General features: G+C 69.4%; 17 protein-coding genes and 1 tRNA gene. 5 read left to right on the forward strand and 13 right to left on the reverse strand.

Annotated features, from left to right (window positions below):
* Positions 1-24 precede the first annotated feature (24 nt).
* From QNO11_RS11480 to QNO11_RS11540, 13 genes are all read right to left on the reverse strand, one after another.
* Positions 25-444, reverse strand: coding sequence for a hypothetical protein (locus tag QNO11_RS11480; RefSeq protein WP_257508149.1), 420 nt, complete (start codon positions 442-444; stop codon positions 25-27).
* 43 nt (positions 445-487) lie between these two features.
* Positions 488-560 (reverse strand) — tRNA-Thr (locus tag QNO11_RS11485).
* 68 nt (positions 561-628) lie between these two features.
* Positions 629-2,182 (reverse strand): alpha/beta hydrolase, encoded by a 1,554-nt coding sequence (locus QNO11_RS11490; protein WP_257508148.1) that lies wholly within the window; start codon positions 2,180-2,182, stop codon positions 629-631.
* Positions 2,179-3,336: a DNA polymerase III subunit delta' gene (locus QNO11_RS11495; protein ID WP_257508147.1), complete on the reverse strand. Its 1,158-nt coding sequence runs from the start codon at positions 3,334-3,336 to the stop codon at positions 2,179-2,181. The genes QNO11_RS11490 and QNO11_RS11495 overlap by 4 nt, the downstream gene beginning before the upstream one ends.
* A gap of 41 nt (positions 3,337-3,377) precedes the next feature.
* Positions 3,378-4,004 carry a dTMP kinase gene (gene tmk, locus QNO11_RS11500; RefSeq protein ID WP_257508146.1) on the reverse strand — a complete coding sequence of 209 codons (627 nt, stop codon included), beginning with the start codon at positions 4,002-4,004 and terminating at the stop codon, positions 3,378-3,380.
* Positions 4,001-6,715 (reverse strand): type I DNA topoisomerase, encoded by a 2,715-nt coding sequence (gene topA, locus QNO11_RS11505; RefSeq protein ID WP_257508145.1) that lies wholly within the window; start codon positions 6,713-6,715, stop codon positions 4,001-4,003. The genes tmk and topA overlap by 4 nt, the downstream gene beginning before the upstream one ends.
* Positions 6,716-6,849: 134 nt before the next feature.
* On the reverse strand, positions 6,850-8,361 hold the full coding sequence (locus QNO11_RS11510) for a thioester domain-containing protein (protein WP_257508144.1): 1,512 nt from the start codon (positions 8,359-8,361) through the stop codon (positions 6,850-6,852).
* A gap of 68 nt (positions 8,362-8,429) precedes the next feature.
* Positions 8,430-10,328 (reverse strand): DUF5979 domain-containing protein, encoded by a 1,899-nt coding sequence (locus tag QNO11_RS11515; protein WP_257508143.1) that lies wholly within the window; start codon positions 10,326-10,328, stop codon positions 8,430-8,432.
* A gap of 185 nt (positions 10,329-10,513) precedes the next feature.
* Positions 10,514-10,840 carry an Rv3654c family TadE-like protein gene (locus QNO11_RS11520; RefSeq protein ID WP_257508142.1) on the reverse strand — a complete coding sequence of 109 codons (327 nt, stop codon included), beginning with the start codon at positions 10,838-10,840 and terminating at the stop codon, positions 10,514-10,516.
* Complete coding sequence (locus QNO11_RS11525) at positions 10,840-11,181, reverse strand: TadE family type IV pilus minor pilin (RefSeq protein ID WP_257508141.1); 342 nt, start codon at positions 11,179-11,181, stop codon at positions 10,840-10,842. The genes QNO11_RS11520 and QNO11_RS11525 overlap by 1 nt, the downstream gene beginning before the upstream one ends.
* Positions 11,181-11,393, reverse strand: coding sequence for a DUF4244 domain-containing protein (locus QNO11_RS11530; protein ID WP_257508140.1), 213 nt, complete (start codon positions 11,391-11,393; stop codon positions 11,181-11,183). Before QNO11_RS11530 ends, QNO11_RS11525 begins: the two co-directional genes overlap by 1 nt.
* A 34-nt stretch (positions 11,394-11,427) precedes the next feature.
* Positions 11,428-12,357, reverse strand: coding sequence for a type II secretion system F family protein (locus QNO11_RS11535; protein ID WP_308211120.1), 930 nt, complete (start codon positions 12,355-12,357; stop codon positions 11,428-11,430).
* The gene (locus QNO11_RS11540) at positions 12,354-13,451 is read right to left on the reverse strand and encodes a TadA family conjugal transfer-associated ATPase (protein ID WP_257508139.1); all 1,098 of its coding nucleotides are present in this window, start codon (positions 13,449-13,451) and stop codon (positions 12,354-12,356) included. The genes QNO11_RS11535 and QNO11_RS11540 overlap by 4 nt, the downstream gene beginning before the upstream one ends.
* A 638-nt stretch (positions 13,452-14,089) precedes the next feature.
* On the opposite strand from QNO11_RS11540, the gene QNO11_RS11545 reads away from it, so the two are divergent.
* The 5 genes from QNO11_RS11545 to QNO11_RS11565 all read left to right on the forward strand — a co-directional run bounded on the left by QNO11_RS11545 (position 14,090) and on the right by QNO11_RS11565 (position 19,866).
* Complete coding sequence (locus tag QNO11_RS11545; protein ID WP_257508138.1) at positions 14,090-15,385, forward strand: ABC transporter substrate-binding protein; 1,296 nt, start codon at positions 14,090-14,092, stop codon at positions 15,383-15,385.
* Positions 15,382-16,356 carry a carbohydrate ABC transporter permease gene (locus QNO11_RS11550; protein ID WP_257508137.1) on the forward strand — a complete coding sequence of 325 codons (975 nt, stop codon included), beginning with the start codon at positions 15,382-15,384 and terminating at the stop codon, positions 16,354-16,356. The genes QNO11_RS11545 and QNO11_RS11550 overlap by 4 nt, the downstream gene beginning before the upstream one ends.
* Positions 16,353-17,228: a carbohydrate ABC transporter permease gene (locus QNO11_RS11555; RefSeq protein ID WP_257508136.1), complete on the forward strand. Its 876-nt coding sequence runs from the start codon at positions 16,353-16,355 to the stop codon at positions 17,226-17,228. Before QNO11_RS11550 ends, QNO11_RS11555 begins: the two co-directional genes overlap by 4 nt.
* Positions 17,229-17,363: 135 nt before the next feature.
* On the forward strand, positions 17,364-18,950 hold the full coding sequence (locus tag QNO11_RS11560; protein WP_257508135.1) for an FAD-binding oxidoreductase: 1,587 nt from the start codon (positions 17,364-17,366) through the stop codon (positions 18,948-18,950).
* 1 nt (position 18,951) lies between these two features.
* Complete coding sequence (locus QNO11_RS11565; RefSeq protein WP_257508134.1) at positions 18,952-19,866, forward strand: fumarylacetoacetate hydrolase family protein; 915 nt, start codon at positions 18,952-18,954, stop codon at positions 19,864-19,866.
* Positions 19,867-20,197 lie beyond the last annotated feature (331 nt).

Genomic DNA, 20,197 nt, shown 5'->3' on the forward strand with positions numbered 1-20,197 from the left:
CACCGAGATCGCCACCGGGCGACCTCAGCCGCGAACGAACAGAAGAATTCCGGATGCCGCGAACGCCAGCACCCCGAGCATCGCGAGCCCCGCGGCCAGCCAGGCGGCGGCGCGCACACCGGGTGAGTGGTGCGTCAATCGGAAGCGGTCGCGGGAGCCGTGCCGGTACCAGATGTCGACCATCGACTCGCCGGCGAGGCGCTCCGCGTCGGCGTGGCTGGCGACAGCGCCGCCCACTCCCCCGTCATCGTCGAACCAGCGGACGACGGTGCGGTCCTCGTCCTGGTCCACGACACCGCGGGTGGGAAGCCACGATCCGTCCACCGCCCACAGCACGAGGGCGACGAGTCCGACCAGCGCGCCGGCGCCGAGGCCAACCCAGCTGAAGATCTCGAGGATCGCGTCGAGCGCGGCATCCATGAGTCCCCCTGCGCGCTCGATCACCCGATACGAAAATGGGGCTCCGAAGAGCCCCACTTTCGGTCAGAGCCACCTAAGGGAATCGAACCCTTGACCTATTCATTACGAGTGAATCGCTCTGCCGTCTGAGCTAAGGTGGCGTACTCCGCTTGCGCGGTGCACGATCATCGATCTTACATGGCCGAAAGTGCGCTCGCGAACCGGCGGATCACTCGCAACGCAGGCCGTCCTCGGGCACGGTGCCGTCCACGAGATACGCCTCGACGGCGGCATCCACACAGGCGTTGCCCTTGTTGTAGCCAGTGTGTCCCTCGCCCACGCGCGTGACGAGCACACCCGAGGCCAGCTGGTTCGCCAGCGACACCGACCACTCGTACGGCGTGGCGGGGTCGTTGGTGCTGCCGACCACCACGATCGGCGGTGCACCCTCTGCCGCGATCGGCTCGCGCACGCCGGTGGGCGGGTAGGGCCACACGGAGCAGGAGTCCGGCCCGCTCCAGTACGGCGCCACCGTCGGCGCCTGCGCGTTCAGCAGCGTTTCGGCGGCGGCCTCTTCGGTGCCGTCGCTCACCGGGTAGTCCATGCAGTTGTACGCCCGGAACGCCTCGGTCGAGTTGTCGGTGTAGACCCCGCCCTGGCGCCCGTTGTAGAAGTCGGCCAACTGCAGCGCGAGGTCGGGGTTGCCCTCGAGTGCGTCGGCAAGCGCGTCGATGAGGAAGGGCCAGCTGCCCTGCGCGTACAGCGCGGCGATGATGCCGGTCATGAGCGAATCCGCTCCCAGCTGCCTGCCGTCCGCTCCCTGCAACGGGCGTGCGTCGACGCTGGCCAGAAGCGTGCCGAGGTCGGCCATGGCATCATCGACCGTGCCGCGGAAGGGGCAGTCCTGACCCTCGAGACACGCGGCCATGAACGCGCGCAGTGCCGACTCGAAACCGACCGCCTGGGTGATGCCGACCTCCAGCCCTGATACGGCGGGATCGATGGCGCCGTCGAGCACCAGCCGGCCCACCCGCTCCGGGTAGAGCTTGGCGTAGGTGGCGCCGAGGAACGTCCCGTACGAGTAGCCGAGGTAATGCAGCTGGTGGTCACCGAGCACGCCGCGCAGCAGGTCGAGGTCGTGCGCGGCCTGGATCGTGGTGATGTACGGGAGGATGCCGTCGCTGTTCGCTTCGCAGGACTCGGCGAACTCGGCGTTGCGGTCGGTGAGTTCTTCTTCCCATTCGACGGAGCCGCGTGGGTTCTGCGGCAGGTCGTACAGGTACGCGTCCATCTCGGCGGCGTCGAAGCAGCGCACGGCGGTGGATTCCCCCACCCCGCGCGGGTCGAAGCCGATGACGTCGTAGTTCTGCCGCAGCGCCTCACCGGTGGCGAAACTCGCCGAATCACGCACGAGCGCGACGCCGCTGGCTCCCGGTCCGCCGGGGTTGGTCAGCAGCGATGCGATGGGCTCACCCGAGTCGGAGTGGCGGCGGATGACGGCCAGGTCGATCTCGCCGTCGCCTGGTTCGTCCCAGTTCAGCGGTGCGGTGACGGTGGCGCAGTCGTAGTACCCGCCGTCGACGCCGTCGCAGGGCTGCCAGTCGACGGCCTGCTCGTAGAACGGCAGCAGCTCGGCAGAGACGCCGTCGACGACGGGAGCACGGCTCGGCCCCGGCGAAGGCTGGGCCTCGTCGGGGATCATCGCCGACAGACACCCGGTGAGGGCGAGCGTGAGCGCGGCGAGTGACGAGGTGACGAGCAGGAGACGGCGGCGAATGCTCACGGGGTCCTTCCGCTGGCGACGGTGACGAGCATGCTCTCGAGCGCGAGCACCGGCGCGGCGTTCTGCTCGAGGTTGGTGCGGGTGACGGCGATCTGGTCGAGCACGGTGAGGGTGCGCTGCATGGTCCACGCCGCGGCGAGGGCGCGCAGGTCGGCTTCGAGTTCGCGGTTGATCAGGTCGCCGTCGCGGCCGAACTGCAGCATCAGGGTGTCACGGTACAGCGACTGCAGGTCGGTGAGCACCCGGTCGATGCCGTCGCGCAGGCTGCGCGTGGCGCGGCGCTTCTGTTCGTCCTCGAGGGCATTGATCTGCCCCCGCACCGACGGCGGCACGGCGGCGCCCTCGGCGATTCCGAGCGTGCGCCGCAGCGACGCGCGTTCGGCCTCGTCCCGGTCGGCGGTGAGCGACTTGGCGTCTTCCGTGGCGGCCTGCACGATGCGGCCGGCGACCTCCACGGCATCGCCCACGCCCCGCACGCTCAGCACGGCGCGCAAGGTCTGCTCGCGGCGGGCGCGCGATGCGGCATCCGTCGCCAGTCGCTGCGCCATGCCGATGTGACGCTGCGCGAGCCGGGCCGACTGCTCGGCGATCGCCTCGTCCACCCCGGTGCGCTGCACGATGAGGCGCGCCACGTCAGCGATCTCGGGATCGCGCAGGCGCAGCGTCCGCACCCGCGAGCGGATCGTCGGCAGCAGGTCGGCGTCGCTCGGCGCGCACAGCACCCAGACGGTGCGCGGAGGTGGCTCTTCGAGCGCCTTGAGCAGCACGTTCGAGGTGCGCTCGGTCATGCGATCGGCGTCTTCGACGACGATCACGCGGTACCGGCCCAGCGACGGCGAGAAGTAGGAGCGCTCCACGAGGGAGCGGGCGTCCTTGATCGAGATGATCACGCCCTCGGCGCGCAGCGTCGTGAGGTCGGGGTGGGTGCCGCCGAGCACCTGGCGCATCACATGCTCTTCGCCCTCGTCGGCGATCAGCTGCGCGGCGAAGGCATGCGCGATGGTGGAGCGACCCGATCCGGGTGGACCGGTGATGAGCCACGCGTGCGTCATCGCGGCGGGATCGGATGCCGCGGCCTGCAGCTGCGCGACCGCCTCGTCCTGCCCCCAGATCTCCCCCCATGGCAATGAGTGCACGGTGGGGGCGGATTCCATGGGCTCCAGCTTATCGACGGGCATCGACACGACGGCCCCGGTCAGGACAGCGCGGCCGAGATGCGGGCCTGCACCCGCGCGGCGATCTCGTCGACGGGCAGCAGGGCATCCACGACGAGGAAGCGGTCGGGTTCGGATGCCGCAAGCTCCAGGAACCCGGCCCGGACCCGCTCGTGGAACTCGGTGAGCTCGGCTTCAAGCCGGTCGAACGGCTTGTCGTCGGCGTCGAGGCGGGTGCGCGCGGCGACCGGGTCCAGATCCAGCAGCACCGTGACATCGGGCAGGGCGCCCTCTGTCGCCCACAGCGACAGGTCGCGCACCTCACCGGCATCCAGCACCCGCCCGGCGCCCTGATAGGCGACGGAGGAGTCGAGGTAGCGGTCCTGGATCACGACGTCGCCGCGCTCGAGCGCGGGACGAACGAGGGTCGCGACGTGATGCGCGCGGTCGGCCGCGTACAGCAGCGCCTCGGCGCGCGGCGCGATGTCCCCGCGGTGGTGCAGCACGATGTCGCGCACCAGCACTCCGACCTCGGTGCCGCCCGGTTCCCGGGTGCGCACGACGGTGCGCCCCTGCGCCTGCAGCCACTCGTGCAGCAGGCCGGCCTGGGTGGTCTTTCCGGCCCCGTCGCCACCTTCGAACGTGACCCAGAGACCCGCGGCGCTCACTTCTTGGCCGCGGCCTTACGCGGCGCAGCCTTGCGGGCGGTGGCGCGCTTGGGCGCCGGTCCCTTCGCGCGCTTGTCGGCCAACAGCTCGACGGCGCGCTCGAAGGTGATCTCTTCGGCGTTCTCGCCGCGCGGGATGGTGGCGTTGGTCGTGCCGTCGGTGACGTACGGACCGAAGCGGCCGTCCTTCAGCTTGATCGGCTTGCCGCTGACCGGGTCGGCCTCGAATTCCTTGAGCGCGCTGGACGCGCCGCGGGCGCCGTACTTCGGCTGCGCGTACACGGCGAGGGCCTCGTCGAGGGTGATGTCGAAGAGCTGGTCCTCGCTCTGCAGCGTGCGCGAGTCGGTGCCCTTCTTCAGGTACGGGCCGTACCTGCCGTTCTGCGCGGTGATCTCGGCGCCCGTTTCGGGGTCCACACCCACGACGCGGGGCAGCGCGAGCAGCTTCAGCGCGGTGTTCAGGTCGACCGTCTCGACCGACATGCTCTTGAACAGCGACGCGGTGCGCGGCTTCGGGGCGGCATCCGCCTTCTTGCGCGTGGTCTTCTTCTTGGGCGCCTCTTCGACAACTCCGGTCTCGGCGTCGACGGCATCCGGATCGACCGGCTCCACTTCCTGCACGTACGGGCCGAATCGGCCGTCCTTCACGACGACCAGCTTGCCGTTGTCGGGGTTCTCCCCCAGCACCCGGTCCCCGGCCACCGGAGCGTCGATGAGCTCCTGTGCGCGGGCGGGAGTCAGCTCGTCGGGGGCGAGCTCGTCGGGGACGTTGACGATGCGGGGCTTGGCCTCGGGGTCGCCGCTGGGGTCGGGGACCTCCAGATACGGCCCGTACTTGCCGAAGCGGAGCGTGGCCACGTCGCCGATGGGCGTGGAGTTGAGTTCGCGCGCATCGATGTCGCCGAGGTTGTCGACGATGTGACGCAGGCCCACGTGGTCCTTGGAGCCGTAGTAGAAGTCCTTCAGCCACGCGACCCGCTGCTGCTCGCCGCGGGCGATGGCGTCGAGGTCGTCTTCCAGCGCGGCGGTGAAGTCGTAGTCGACCAGGTCGGCGAAGTACTGCTCGAGCAGACGCACGACGCTGAACGACAGCCAGCTGGGCACGAGTGCCTGGCCGCGCTTGGTGACGTAGCCGCGGTCGAGGATGACATCGATGATGCTGGCGAAGGTCGACGGGCGGCCGATGCCCTTCTCCTCCAGCGCCTTGACCAGGCTCGCCTCGGTGTAGCGGGGCTTGGGGCTCGTGGCGTGGCCCTTGGGCTCCACCTCGCGCAGCGACAGGGTGTCGCCGACGGCGAGGATGGGCAGCGACTGGTCGGCGTCACGGTCGGCGTCGCTGCGCTTCTCGTCACGGCCCTCTTCGTACGCCTCGAGGAAGCCCTTGAACGTGTAAACGGTGCCCGACGCGGTGAACTCGGCGCTGCGGCCGGCCGCGGTGGCGGTGAGGACGACCGTGGTGGTCTCGTACTTGGCGTCGGCCATCTGGCTCGCGACAGTGCGCTTCCAGATGAGGTCGTACAGGCGCGCCTCGTCGCGGTCGAGCTCGCCCGCCACGGATGCCGGCGTGCGGAACTGCTCGCCGGAGGGGCGGATCGCCTCGTGCGCCTCCTGGGCGTTGCGGCTCTTGCTGCGGTATTCGCGGGGCTTGTCGGGCACGGATGCCGCGCCGTACAGCGCCGTCGCCTGCGCCCGGGCCGCCTCGATCGCCTGCGTGCTCAGCGCCGTCGAGTCGGTACGCATATAAGTGATGAAGCCCTTTTCGTAGAGCCGCTGGGCAACGCTCATGGCGTGCTTCGCGCTCATCGAGAGCTTGCGGCCGGCTTCCTGCTGCATCGTCGACGTCGTGAACGGCGCCTTCGGGCTGCGGGTGCCGGGCTTGGAGTCGACGGAGGTGACGGATGCCGTGGCTTTCGCGGCGATGGCCTCGGCCAGTTCCCGCGCCTGCTTCTCATCGAAGACGATGACGGCCTTCTTCAGCTCACCGCGGTCGTCGAAGTCGGTGCCGCGGGCCAGCGGCAGACCGTCGACGCGGGCCAGGCGCGTGCCGAAGCTCGCGCCGTCCTTGGCGGCGGTGGCCTCGACGTCCCAGTACGACGCGGAGACGAACGCCATGCGCTCACGCTCACGCTCGACGACCATGCGGGTCGCGGCGGACTGCACGCGGCCGGCGCTGAGCGCCTGCCCTTCGCGGCCACTGCCGATCTTGCGCCACAGCACCGGCGAGACGTCCCAGCCGTAGAGGCGGTCGAGCACCCGGCGGGTCTCCTGCGCGTCGACGAGCGCGTGGTCCAGTTCCCGGGTGTTCTCGGCGGCCGCCTGGATGGCGTCCTTGGTGATCTCGTGGAACACCATGCGCTTGACCGGCACCTTGGGCTTGAGCACCTCGAGGAGGTGCCACGCGATGGCCTCGCCCTCGCGGTCCTCATCAGTGGCGAGCAGCACTTCGGCGGCACCCTTCAGTGCGCGCTTGAGTTCGGCGACCGTCTTGGTCTTGCGGTCGTTGACGACGTAGAGCGGATCGAAGTCGTTGTCGACGTCGATCGAGTACTTGCCGTAGGCGGCCTTCTTGTCCGCCGGGATGTCCTTCTTATCCGCGAGATCGCGGATGTGGCCCACCGAGCTGAGCACCTCATAGTCATCGCCCAGGTATCCCTGGATCGACTTCATCTTCGTCGGGGACTCGACGATGACGAGCTTCTTGCCCTGTGCCACGGTGGCCGCCTTTCTATCCGTGCACACCATACACACCGGCAAGCACAGGGAATGCTGAGTACGCTCAGGGCGCAGGACCCTCATTTCGCGGTGGCGGGTGGGGCGGACGCCGCGGCATCCACCCCACCCTCACCTCACTCGGCCCTGCGGCGCTTCGCTCGGACGGCCGCCATCAGCAGCACTCCGAGACCGATCACGCCCGCTGCCAGCGCCAGCAGCGGCGTCGGCGCGTCGCCTCCCGTCTTCGCCAGCGCGTCGCCTCCTGACATCGACACCGCGCCACCGGGCACGGCCTTCACCGGCTCCACTGTGTTGGTCAGCCTGGCCTCCGTGGCTGCCCCCGGTGCGATCGTCACCGTCACCGGGTCGTCAGCGACCACGCTCACCGAGCTGTTGCCACCGGCCTCCCGCTCCGCGACGGTGCACTCGGTACCGGCGGGAAGGTCGCCGAACGTCCGCACATACTCCCCCGCAGCCGTACCGGCGGGGATGTCGAAGGTCTCGGCCAACCCGTTCTCGCAGATCACCGACAGGGAGATCGCGGACTGCTGGCCGGCCCCCGCGCCGTCGATGACCTTGACGACGTTGAGTGCGCCGGGATTGAGCTCGCCGGCGGTGAAGAACTCCGTCGTCGCCGTCGCGACGGCCTCCCGCTGCGTCGTGTCGGCGAGGACCAGCGGCTGCGCCTCGCTGTACGACGGGGTGTTGCCGTCGTAGAGGTAGATGCTGCCTCGCTGCACCGTCACGGTGGCTCGGGCGGTCAGGACGGTTTCCACGCCCGGCACCCCTGGCCCGGTGATCCAGATGGATGTCTCCGACGGGACGCTGCTCCCGTTCGCGATCGGCTTCGTGGCGTCGGCGTCGTGGTACATCGTGTAGTCGTCGGGCACGCTCACGGTCACCGCCTCAGCACCCTCGACCGTGACGACGTAGGGGCCTGCCACGCTCCCCGCGGGTGCGGAGACGGATGCCGGGTTGATCGCCACCTCGGGCGCCGCCGGCTCGGTGACCGGCCCGTTGGCCTGGGCGTCCGCGATCATCGCCGCGGTGGCAGCGCGAACCACAGGCGACTCCGCGCCCAGCACCAGCCCGTCCGTGAAGTACCAGATCGCCGCCTGGGTGGCGGCCGCTTGCTCGTCGGGCGTCAGCCCTGCGGGCGCATCGACCGCCGGGAAGTAGTTGTTGAGGATGTAGGTGACGTAACCGATGTTCGGCACATTGGCCTCCGACCACGTCCCCGACTGGTAGCCGATGTCGACGGCGGTGGGAGTGCGTGCGGCGATGCAGTACATCTCGCCGGTGCTGGACGGGTCATCGACCGACTTCGTGGTGATGATGCCGATGAACCCCGTCCGTGAGGTGTAGTCCGCCGGTGGGCCGTCCGGATACGGGGCTGCGGGATCGGGCACGATGGCCGTGGGGGGCAGATAGCCCGTGGTCCGCAATCCCTCGTCGATGCCTGTGGTGACGATCTCGGTGTTCGATCCCCTGCCGGCGTCCGCCACCGGGGTCGCGTCGTCGATGCTCGCTTGTGCGGCCGTCAACGGCGTCGCCACCAAGGCTGCCGCGGCGAATGTGCCCACGACCGCGAGCAGACCGTGTTTGCGGTGGCGGGAACGGGCGGGGGAAGAGAATGGTGAGTTCATGATTGCCTTCCGAATTCTTCGCAGTGCGGCGGACTGGCGGATGCCGCGGTATCCGCCCCACCCTCATCTCATTCGGCGTTGCGACGGTTCGCCTGGACGGCCACCATCAGCAGCACACCGAGACCGATCACGCCCGCAGCCAGCCCCAGCAACGGCATCGGCGCGTCGCCTCCCGACATCGCCAGCGCGCCCCCGCTCGCGGTGGTCTCCGCGCCCCCGCTCGGGGTCCCGTGCGCGCCACCGCTCGGGGTGCCCTCGGCGCCACCGCTCGGGGTGCTCTGCCCGCCACCGCTCGGGGTGCTCTGCCCGCCACCGCTCGGGGCGGTCTGCGCCGGCTGCACGGTGTTGATCAGCCTGGCATCCGTGATCGCCCCCGGCGCGATCGTCACCGTCACCGGGTCGTCAGCGGCGACGCTCACCGAGCTGTTGCCACCGGCCTCCCGCTCCGCGACGGTGCACTCCGTGCCGGCCGGCAGGTCGCCGAACGTCCGCGCGTACTCCCCCGCGGCCGCGCCGGCGGGGATGTCGAAGGTCTCAGCCAGCCCGTTGCCGCATGTCACCGACAGGGAGATGGCGGACTGCTGGCCGGCTCCCGTGCCGTTGATGACCTTGACGACGTTGAGTGCGCCGGGATTGAGCTCGACGGTGTTCGTCACCGTCAGCGCGATGCCGGCATCGACCATCGTGCCCGTCTGCGGGGCGTCGGTGGTGACGCCGACCTCGGTGGTGGCTCCGGTGGTCGGCTCGGTGACCGTACAGGTGTTACCCACGGGGATGCCACGGAACCTGTAGGTCTGGGTCGCGCTGGTCCCCGCGGGGATGTCCTGCGTGAACGTGTAGCCCTGGCCGCAGTCGATCACGAGCTGGGCCGCGCCCTGCTGACCCACCGCGCCCCCGGCATACGCCTTGTTGACGGTGAGCTCGGTGAAGAACTCCGTCGTCGCCGTCGCGACGGCATCCCGCTGCGTCGTGTCGGCGAGGACCAGCGGCTGCGCCTCGCTGTACAACGGGGTGTCGCCGTCGTAGAGGTAGATGCTGCCTCGCTGCACCGTCACGGTGGCTCGGGCGGTCAGGACGGTTTCCACGCCCGTCACCCTTGGCCCGGTGATCCAGATGGATATGGATTTTGTCTCCGATGGGACTGGGACGCTGCTCGCGTTCGCGATCGGCTTCGTGGCGGCGTCGTCGTGGTACATCTTGTAGCCGTCCGGCACGCTCACGGTCACCGCCGCAGCACCCTCGACCGTGACGACGTAGGGGCCTGCCACGCTCCCCACGGGTGCAGAGACGGATGCCGGGTTGATCGCCACCTCGGGCGCCGCCGGCTCGGTGACCGGCCCGTTGGCCTGGGCGGCCGCGATCATCGCCTCGGTGGCAGCGCGAACAGGCGAATCGGCGCCCAGCACCACCCCGTCCGTGAAGTACCAGATCGCCGCCTGGACTGCGGCCGCCTGCTGGTCGGGCGTCAGCCCCGCCGGCGCAGCGACCGCCGGGAAGTAGTTGTTGAGGATGTAGGTGACGTACCCGAGGTTCGGCACGTTGGCCTCGGACCACGTCCCCGACTGGTAGCTGATGCCTGCGGCGGCGGGAGTGCGCACGGAGATGCAGTACATCTCGCCGATCAGGGACGGGTCATCGACCGACGTGGTGGTGATGATGCCGATGAACCCGTACTGCGAGGTGAAGTCCGCCGCTGCATCGTCCGGATACGGGGTTGCGGGGTCGGGCACGATGGCCGTGGGTGGCAGATAGACCGTGGTCCGCAGTCCCTCGGCGGGGGCCTTGGTGACGATCTCGGTGTTCGGTCCAATTCTGGCGTCGGCCACCGGGGTCCCGTCGTCGACGCTCGCTTGTGCGGCCGTCAACGGCGTCACCACCAAGGCTGCGGCGGCGAGTGTGCCCACAAGCGCGAGCAGACCGTGTTTGCGGTGGCGGGAACGGGCGGGGGAAGAGAGGTGTGAGTTCATGATTGCCTTCCGACTTGCGTGGCAATGCGGCGGAATGACCACGCCGCATACCCATCGGTGGCCCGGACGAATGAGGCTGACGGTCGGGACCACCGCTAGAGTCGCGGCGACAGGATAACCACTGCGACGTTCGCGGCTCAATTTGGAAGCTGCTATGAAAAATCCGTGACGTCCGTCACTGCGCGTCACGGCGCAGCGGGAGGCGGGCCTGCGCGCGCCGCCGCCGAGACGGGCAGCACGCCGTACGTCGCACCGAGGGTGACGGTGGCCACGAGGCCGTCGAGTTCGCACGCGATCACCTCTGCCCCCACGGTGGCGCCGACCTGCGCGGCACGTTCACAGGGCACGCCGGCGACGGCGCCGGATGCCGCGTCAGCGGCGGCGAGCGCGGCGGCATCGGCCGCTCCCGCCAGCCGCTGGCTCCACGCCGCCGCGGTTCCGACGCTCAACAGCGACGCGCCGAACAGCACGCCCGCCGCGAGCACGCCGACAGTGGCGACTGTACCGGGCATCAGCGCCCCTCCCCCACGGCGCACGCCGTCGCGCGCAGGTCGCCGAGCGGCAACGGCAGGCCCGTCGGCGCGGTCGCGGTGACGCACACGAGGTCGCCGTCGGATCCGATGGTGGCGGCGGCACCGGTGACCGCGCGCGACACGGCATCCTGCACGCGCCCGTCGGCTTCGCCCCGCGCCGCCAGGCGCGCGCCCTGCGCCGCGCCCTGCTCGAGTCTGACCTGGCGCCCCGAGGCGGTCAGCGCCCCGGCGAACAGCAGGAACACGATGATCACCGCCGGCAGGGCGACCGCGAACTCGGCGGCGGCCGAGCCGCGATCGTCCCACCGGCGGCTGCTCATCAGGCGACGGTGAGGGCTCGGCGGATGAGATCGGTGAGGATGCCGCGCACTTCGTCCGAACGCATGATGATCACCAGCAGCCCGGCGAACGCAACGGCGGCCATCGTCGCGATCGCATACTCGGCGGTGGCGGCGCCGGAGTCCTCTTTCAGTAGCCGGGCCGCGCGGCGGCGGGTGAGGCCGGGCAGGGGGTCGGGTGTCGTTCTCGTCATGATTCTCCTTGTCGTGAGGTGGTTCGGGCACGGGTCAGAGAGTGAGCGGCGTCGTCGCGAGCACGCCGAGGAGCATGGGCGCCACCCCGAGCAGGAGGAAGGCGGGGAGCGTGCAGACGCCGAGCGGCAGCAGCAGGCGTGACGACAGGCGCGCCGCGCGCAGCCGCCCCTCGACGCGCGAACGGTGGCGGGCGTGGGCGGCGTCGGCGCGCAGCAGCTCGACCGCGGGCGCGCCGGCCGTGCGGGAGAGGTCGAGCACGGCGACGGTGCGCGGGTGCTCTTGCATGCCGGTCGCAGTGACGAGATCTCGGGCGCGGGGAATCGAGACGCCGCCGGCGAGGGCGACGGCGAGCAGTTCGGCATCCAAGCCGGGAACTCCCGGGGGCGGCTGCGCGCGTGCGATCAGCCGGGCGGTCCACCCGCGCGCGGCGAACATGAGCAGGGCGCCCGCCACGACCGCTACCGTGCCCAGCGGCTGGGTGAAGACGACGCCCACGGCGTTGAAGCCGAGCGCTGCGCCGAGGGCGACCGCGACCAGCGGCAGCCAGGCGATGAGTCGTGCCGTCGCGATCGGCTCGGCGAGCGCGACCCGCACATCGTCGGCGGCCGCCTGGGCATCGCGCAGCGCTTCGGCGACCGCCCGCAGGCTCACGGCCAGCGGGGCCCCGACGGTCGTCGCCACCGACCAGGCGTCGGCGACGTGGCGCCAGGGGCCATCGGCCCCCGCGATGGCTGCCGGCAGCGCCGCACCCTCCGCGACCCGCGCGCACACGCCCGCCGCCGTGGCGTTTCCGGACGAGGCGAGGTGCTGCCAGGCACGGTCCGGTGTGATCCCGGCCTGCAGCAGCACCGCAAGCTGCAGCACGGTGGTCGCCGCGGCATCCGCATCGGGGGCTTGCGGGCGTCGGCGCCGGCGGATCGCCGCGGCATTCGCATCCGGAGCTCGCGGGCGCCGGCCGATCACCGTGGCACCGCCTCGAGCGACAACGCCCCGCCGGACAGCACGGGCCACGCCATCCCCGCGACCTTGCGCGCCCCGTCCGCCCCGCGCGCCACGTGCACGATGCAGCCGATCGCACTGACGACCTGCCGTGCGACCGCGCGCTCATCCATCCCGGCAAGCGCGCCCAGAGCCTCCAGCCGGGCGGGCACGTCGTCGATGCCGCCGGCGTGCAGCGTGCCGGCCCCGCCGTGGTGGCCGGTGTTGAGCGCGGTGAGCAACTCCCGCACCTCTTCGCCGCGGCACTCCCCCACCACGAGACGATCGGGACGCATCCGCAGCGCCTCGCGCACCAGCCGCGCCAGGGAGACGCAACCGGCACCCTCGAGGTTCGGTTGACGTGCCTCCAAGCGCACGTGATGCGGATGCCGCAGACGCAGCTCGGCGACGTCCTCGATCGTGACGATCCGCTCGGTGGACGGCACCCGGCCGAGCAGGGCCGCAAGCAGGGTCGTCTTTCCCACCCCGGTGGCACCGGTGATCAGCACGTTGACGCGCTCGTCGACGACCGCCTCGAGCAGCTCCCGGGTGCGGGTGCCGAACATGCCGCGGGTCTGCAGCGCGTCGAGGTCGGGGACCTCGGCGGCGGGCGCTCGCACCGAGATCATGGTGCCGCCCCGCGACACCGGCGGCAGCACGGCGTGCACCCTGATGCCGCCGGCCAGTTGCACGTCGACGCAGGGCGTCGCGTCATCGAGATGACGCCCGCCGAGCGCGATGAGGTCGACGGCGAGCGCTCGGACGTCCGCCTCGTCCGCCCGCCACGCGAGCACCGGCTGGGCGCCGTGACCGCGGTCGACGAAGAGCCCCTCGGCACCGTTGACGAACACGTCGGTGACCGCCGGGTCGGCCAGGTAGGGCGCGAGCGGTGCCAGCGCGGCATCGGTGGGCAGCTTGCGAGCGAGCACTTGGTGGGGTGCGGCCACAGCGGCGGGCGGGCGCAGCAACGGATCCGCGAGGGCCGTCGGTCGCGGCTCGACGCCGACGAGGGCTGACACCTCAGCCGTGGGGGTCACCGCCGCTGCGCGGCGCGGGACGACGACGAACGTGCTGGTCATGCACCGACGGTAGGCCGTGTCCAGGACGCGGCGGAGTGCCCACCGGGCGATCGGTGGACGAACGCCGACTGCAGCCGCCCTGGGAGGAGGCGGGAACAAGGATGGGCGGCATCCCATGGGGGGGGATGGGATGCCGCCCTGACAACGAACACCGTCCGGGGGGAGGACGGGCGCTGCGAATGCCGAAAGAAATCGGCTCGGATCGAGCTTACAAACACCGCACGCGCCGACCAAACGAGCGCGCCGCGTGGCGGCGGACCTCGCCCGCGGGCCGTGAAAACAATTCGACAACACCCGCCGACAGCTTCGCATTATTGAGGGTGATCGCGGCCGTGGTCACGGAGCTGACACGGGGGCTGCGGACGATCTTCGTCGACCGCAGTGAGACCGCACGTCGGCCCCGCGGCCGTTTGCGACGTTCAACAGAACCGTCTCGTACACTTCTCCCGCTGTCCCAACCGGGGGGCGAGGAGGGTGACGGTTCCGGCGTTTTCCGCCATTTTGATATCTTGTTGATTCTTACGATAGTTTCCCACTGAACGAAGTTGTTCACTTTCTCCGCTCGTCAAAGTAGACGGAGCAATCCGGTCGGTCGCGGCCGGGACGCTTACCCGAATCCTGCGCAAAGGTGCGATCACATGATGAAAAAGAAACTTCGCTGCGCCGCCGGCATTGTCGCCGCGGCCGCTGTAACCCTGTCCCTGGCGGCGTGCTCCTCTGGCGGGACCGCCGGTGCCAGCGAGGTGCCCACCGGCGTGACGCTGACGATGTGGCACACCACCGCCGACAGCGACGCGCTGCTGAACCTCTACAAGGCGTACGAGGAGCACTCCGGCAACACCATCGAGCTGGTCGACATCCCCTCCGACAGCTTCCCCGCCACCGTACAGACCAAGTGGGCGACCGGTGACCGTCCCGACATCCTCGAGTTCTACGGCGCCCGCGAGGACCTTCGCTCGCTCAACCCTTCGCAAAACCTCGTAGACCTGAGCGACCTCGACTTCGTCGACGCACTCGGCGACATGGCGGGCCTGTCCGGTTCGATCGACGCTGTCACCTACGGCGCGTCGTTGGGGCCGGTGACCTCGTTCGGACTCTTCTACAACAAGGCCGTCCTCGCAGATGCCGGGCTGAGCACTCCGGAGAGCTACGCCGATCTCGCTGACGTCTGCTCCGCCCTGGGCGGCACCGGTGTCACTCCGATCTTCGAGGCCGCTGGCTCCGGCTTCCCGCCGATGATCCTCAGCGTGTTCAACTACATGGCCGAGCACAACGGCGACCTCGAGTACGCCGACCGGGTCGTCGCGGGAGATGCGAAGATCAACGACCCCAAGGGTCCGTTCGTAGCCGGACTCGAGGCCTATGTCGACATGCGTGACAATGGGTGCTTCAACAGCGACGCGACCACCGCGACCTTTGAGAGCGGTCTTGCGTCGGTATTCGGCGGTCAGGCGGCCTTCATCGCCCTCCCATCCGACATGGCGGGCATGCTCATCGGCATGAACGACGGCGACGCAGCGCTGGTCAGCGAGACCGTCGGGTTCATCTCGGTGTCAGCGACCGGCGCCGTCGGCAACATCTCGCCGAGCCCCTCGGGCACCTACTACGTGCCCAAGAACAAGGATGCGGCTAAGCAGGCCGCCGCGATCGACTTCATCAACTTCGTGACAGGTGACGGCTACCAGGCCTATGTCGACGAGGCGATGATCGTGCCGGTGCTCACCACCGCCACCGCGCCAGAGCTGCCGGGCATCATGCAGGACGTCGCCGCGAGCATGGCGGGCGCCACGCTGACGGTCAACGCCGCCATCCCCGGCTTCGGGGCCATCGTCGCTGAGACAAACAAGCTGCTGGCCGGCCAGCAGAGCCCGCAGGAGACCGCGGACCAGCTGCAGCTCGCCTTCGAACAGGCGAAGGTGGCCGCGGGTCTGTGACCGAGCTCGACACTCGCGAGGTCGTCACCCGCTCTGTCGAGCGCCGTCGGGGGTCATTCCGACGGAACGACCCCCCACGGGTCGGTAACGGCGCTGCTGGCGTCAAGCCGCGCCAGTGGTACCAGTGGTGGTTCGCGTTGCCGGCCGCCGTGCTCGTGCTGTTCTTCTTCTTCGTCCCCTTCATCGCGAACGCGTTCTTCGCGTTCACGCAGTGGACCGGGTACAGCTCGGTCATCACGTTCAATGGGCTGCAGAACTTCCAGAACCTGATCGATCGCGGCGTGCTCTGGCAGGCTACGCTGATCACCCTTGTGTACGCGGTGATCGGGATGGTCACACAGAACGCCGTCGGGCTGTCACTGGCAAAGGCGCTGCAGCACACCGGGCGAGCGAACACCGTTTTCCGCTCCATCTTCTTCATCCCCGTGCTCATCTCGCCGCTCGCAGCGGGCTATATCTGGAAGGCGCTGCTGCAGCCCGAGGGGTTCGTCAACGACGTCATCTCGCTGTTCGTTCCCGGCGACTTCACCTTCGCCTGGCTCGGCAACGCGGTCACCGCACTGATCGCGGTCGCGTGCATCGACGCGTGGAAGTGGAGCGGCATGGCGACCCTGGTGTACATCGCCGGGCTCAACCGCATCCCCGGGCAGCTGGTCGAAGCGGCGACGCTCGACGGGGCCGGGGCGTGGCGGCGATTCTGGGCTATCGAGTTCCCGCTGCTCGCTCCCGCCTTCACCTTCAACATCGTGATCACCTTCGTGGGAGCGTTCAGCGCCTTCGACGGTATCGTCGCGACCACCGGTGGGGGTCCGGGTACCGCGACCACGGTGCTGAACAAGGCCGCCTACGACCAGTACGGCCAGGGTCTTTTCGGCACCGCGAGCGCCCTGAACTTCGTGGTGGCACTGCTCGTGATCTGCACCGCGATCCCCCTGATCGCCTGGATGCGCAAGCGTGAGGAACGGATGTGAGCGCGACACAGGCACTGACCGTCGGCGCGGGCCGCGGCATCGCGCGGCCTCGCCCGGGGAGCATCGTGAAGTACACCTTGCTCTCTGTGTTCGCGCTGCCGTGGGTGGTCCTGCCGCTGTGGATGCTGCTGGTGAATTCGGTCAAGTCCGAGGGTGAGGCGGCCGTCCCGACTCTCGGACTGCCGAGCGAGTGGGCGGCCTGGGAGAACTACGCGACCGTCATCAGTGACGGGAACTATTTCACGGCGTTGCGCAACAGCCTGTTGGTCGCAGTGCCCTCCATCGCGCTAATCATCCTGCTGGGGTCCATGGCGGCCTGGGCCTACGCCCGGACTTCGTCCATGTCGCTCAAGACCTTGTACTTCGTTTCCGCGCTGTCGATCATCCTGCCGCCGGCCATCATTCCTTCGGTGTTCGTACTTACGCAGGTGGGTTTGAACGGATCGATGCTGGGCTACGCGCTCACGATCATCGGAACCAGGCTGGGGGTGGTGGTCTTCATCGCGACGGGGTTCGTTCAGGCCCTCCCGACCAGCTATGAGGAGGCCGCGCAGATCGACGGCGCGAACCGCTGGCAGATCTACTGGCACGTCGTCCTGCCGTTGCTCGCACCTGTGCTGTTCACCGCGGCGGTGCTACTGGTGATCTCGGTATGGAACGACTTCTTCTTCGCGCTGTTCCTGCTGCAGGGGAGCGAATCGGCGACTTTGCCGCTCGCGCTGTACCAGTTCGCCAACTCGGGGACTTACGGCGTCCGGTGGAACCTCGTTTTCGCGAACGTCGTGCTCACGAGCGTGCCGCTTCTCATCGCCTACATCTTCTTGCAGCGCCGGGTCCTGGCGGGGCTGACCGAGGGCGGGGTGACCGGCTGAGCATGCGGGAGACCGGTTCGTGGGATGACCCTGCCCAAGCGGTGGGCGTCGTCAGCGCGCTCGATTTCGTAACTGGTCAGCGTCCCCGGCGTCGATAGGGGCGAGCATGCAATCTCAGACATCTTGGAGAACACGATGACATCACCTCAGCTTCACCTCTTCCTCGACCGTGCGCGCGGAATCGTCGGCGAAGCGCACGTGTACGCGTCGGACGACGAACGGCTGGACACCCTGCGCGACCGGTTCGGCGCCTACTACGAGACCGAGCACGAGCCCCGCCCGGGCGGGGCCGTGCGCCCCGCCTCTACGGAGGAGGTGCAGGCAATCGTGCGGCTGGCCAACGAGACCGGCGTGGCGCTGTGGACGAGTTCGCGGGGCCGCAACTTCGGCTACGGCGGGCCGGCGCCGGTTCGTCGCGGGGATGTCGCGCTCGACTTGCAGCGCATGAACCGCATCCTGGAGATCGACGAGAAGCGCGCCTACGCTGTCGTGGAGCCCGGGGTGGCCACCGGTGAGCTGCTCGCAGAGATCGAGCGGCGCGGCCTGAAGCTGTGGCCGGGCACGACGTCGTCCCCGTACTCGAGCATCATCGGCAACGCGCTGGAGCGCGGGATCGGCTACGACATCATGTCCGAGCGCTTCGAGTCGTTGTGCGGGCTCGAGGTCGTCCTCGCCGACGGCACGCTGGTGCGCACCGGGTCCGGGTCGATGGACGGCTCGACCGTGTGGCACGAGAACAAGTACGGCTACGGCCCGATCGTTGATGGACTGTTCTCGCAGTCGAACTTCGGGATCGTGACGAAGGCCGGATTCTGGCTGAGCCCCGAGCCGGCGGCATTCCGCCACTCCGAGCTGTACCTCGAGGACTTCAGCCGGATGGCGGAGTTCATGGACATCCTCGGCGACCTGCGTCGGCGCCGCATCCTCGAGAATGGGGTCAGTAGCGGACCGGACTTCCCCGCCAGCGCGCCGGGTGATGTGCCCCCGCCACACGACGCTGCTCCGGCCGGCCCACCACCTCAGCGCCTGCGCTCTCGCCTCGGCTGGCACGGCCCCCGCTCCGTCATCGACGCAAAGTGGGAGGCGACGCTCGCGGCGCTCCAGGGCATCGATGGACTCACATACGACACCGCGGTGTACGAGGCGCCCTACGACTACACGATGTGGAATGCGAACGCGCGGATGGCCGCGGGGCTTCCGACCGACCTCGAGGAACCAGACTGGGAGAACGCGCACTACGGCCTGTTCATCGCCCCGGTCATTCCGAACATTGGAGAGGCATACGTCGAGGTATGGAACCTCATCAACGAGGTGTTCGAGCGACACGGTCGCGTGGGAGGTATGCCGCCCGGGTTCCACATGCACTCCGCGCGCTCGCTCGTCGTGATCCCGCCGGTGCCGCTCAAGGGGATGCCGATGCTTCCGAACCGCGGTGCGGATATCGACAACGCGGTGTCGGTTGCGCTGGTGTCCGATCTCATTCACGAGTGCGCGCAGCGCGGCTGGACCGAGTATCGCGCCGGCACGCTGTTCATGGACCAGGTGCTCGCCGAGCAGGACTTCGCCGGCGGAACCAGGGCGGAGCTCTACGAGCGCATCAAGAACGCCCTCGACCCGAACGGCATCCTGAGCCCGGGCAAGTCCGGCATCTGGGGCAGCGCCACTCGGCCCGCCTCAGCCGCCCCTGGCGTGCGCTTCGGCGTCGCGCGGTCGGAGGACTGACATGCGCGTAGGCAACCTTGGTGGCCGCGCCGTGGTCATCGACGGCGACCGTGCCGTCGACGTCGCCGTCGCGAGCGACGGTCGCTTCGGACCGGATCCCATGGACGTGCTTGCGGCGTGGCCGGACTTCGCTTCCTGGGCGGGGTCCGCCACTCTGCCCGCCGGCGAGCCGTTCGACGAGACCGACCTGCTCGCGCCGGTGCCGCGGCCCGCGCAGGTGTTCACGCTCATGACGAACCACCCCGACGGCGCAGCGCTGCCCGGCATGAGCATCCCGGAAGAGCTCATCGTGCTGACGAAGTTCCGCTCGTCACTGACCGGCCCGTTCGAGGACGTGTCGCTCGGCGGGCCGATGGTGGACTACGAGACCGCGGTCGTGGTGGCCGTCGGCCGTGGCGGTCGGGGCATCCCGGCCGACGAGGCGTGGGACCACGTGGCGGGGGTCTGCGTCGGTCAGGACCTCAGCGACCGGGACCGGATGCTGCACGCTTCCGTGCCTCAGCAGTTCAGCATGGCCAAGTCCTTCGCAGGCGCGGGTCCGTTCGGCCCGTACCTCGTTACGCCGGACGAATTCGACGACCCAGACGACATCCCCTATAGCGCCACCCTGGAAGGACCGGGGGTGGACGGGGTACTGACCGTGCAGGCGGCCTCGACCGGGGAGCTTGTGTACGGCGTTCCGGAGGTGATCGCCCGGCTGTCCGAGACGGTCGAGCTGCTGCCCGGCGACCTCATCTTCATGGGCACCCCGAGAGGCATTGGTCTGGCGCGCGGCCAGTTGCTGCGCCCGGGCGTCGTGCTCACCAGCATCCTCGATGACGTGGCCCGGATGCGGACGACGTTCAGCTCGCAGCTCGATCCCTTCCCGGTTCCGCCCCCGCCGCCCGGCGCTCCGGCCGGACCGCCACCTCGGTAAAACGAGCAGGAGGAATCAAGGCGCGCGCGCGGCACGGGGACGAACAGGGTCGACTCCCCTGCCGCGACGGAACCGACCGGTGGACTCGCCGGGCAGAAGAGTGGCGGCATCCCATGGGGGGAATGGGATGCCGCCAGGGCAACGAACACCGTCCGGGGGGAGGACGGGCGTTGCATATGCCAGAATTTGAATTCGGCTGGGCCCGAGCATACAAACCTCTACGCGCCGCACCAAATATGCGCGCCGTTTCAAAGCAGATTCGTCTCGTCGCGGCGCGCGCCACCCACTATCGGCGGTAGTGACCGCGCCGCGTCGCTGCATAGAGTGACCC

It is taken from the genome of Microbacterium sp. zg-B96 (assembly GCF_030246865.1).
Taxonomy (GTDB): Bacteria; Actinomycetota; Actinomycetes; order Actinomycetales; family Microbacteriaceae; genus Microbacterium.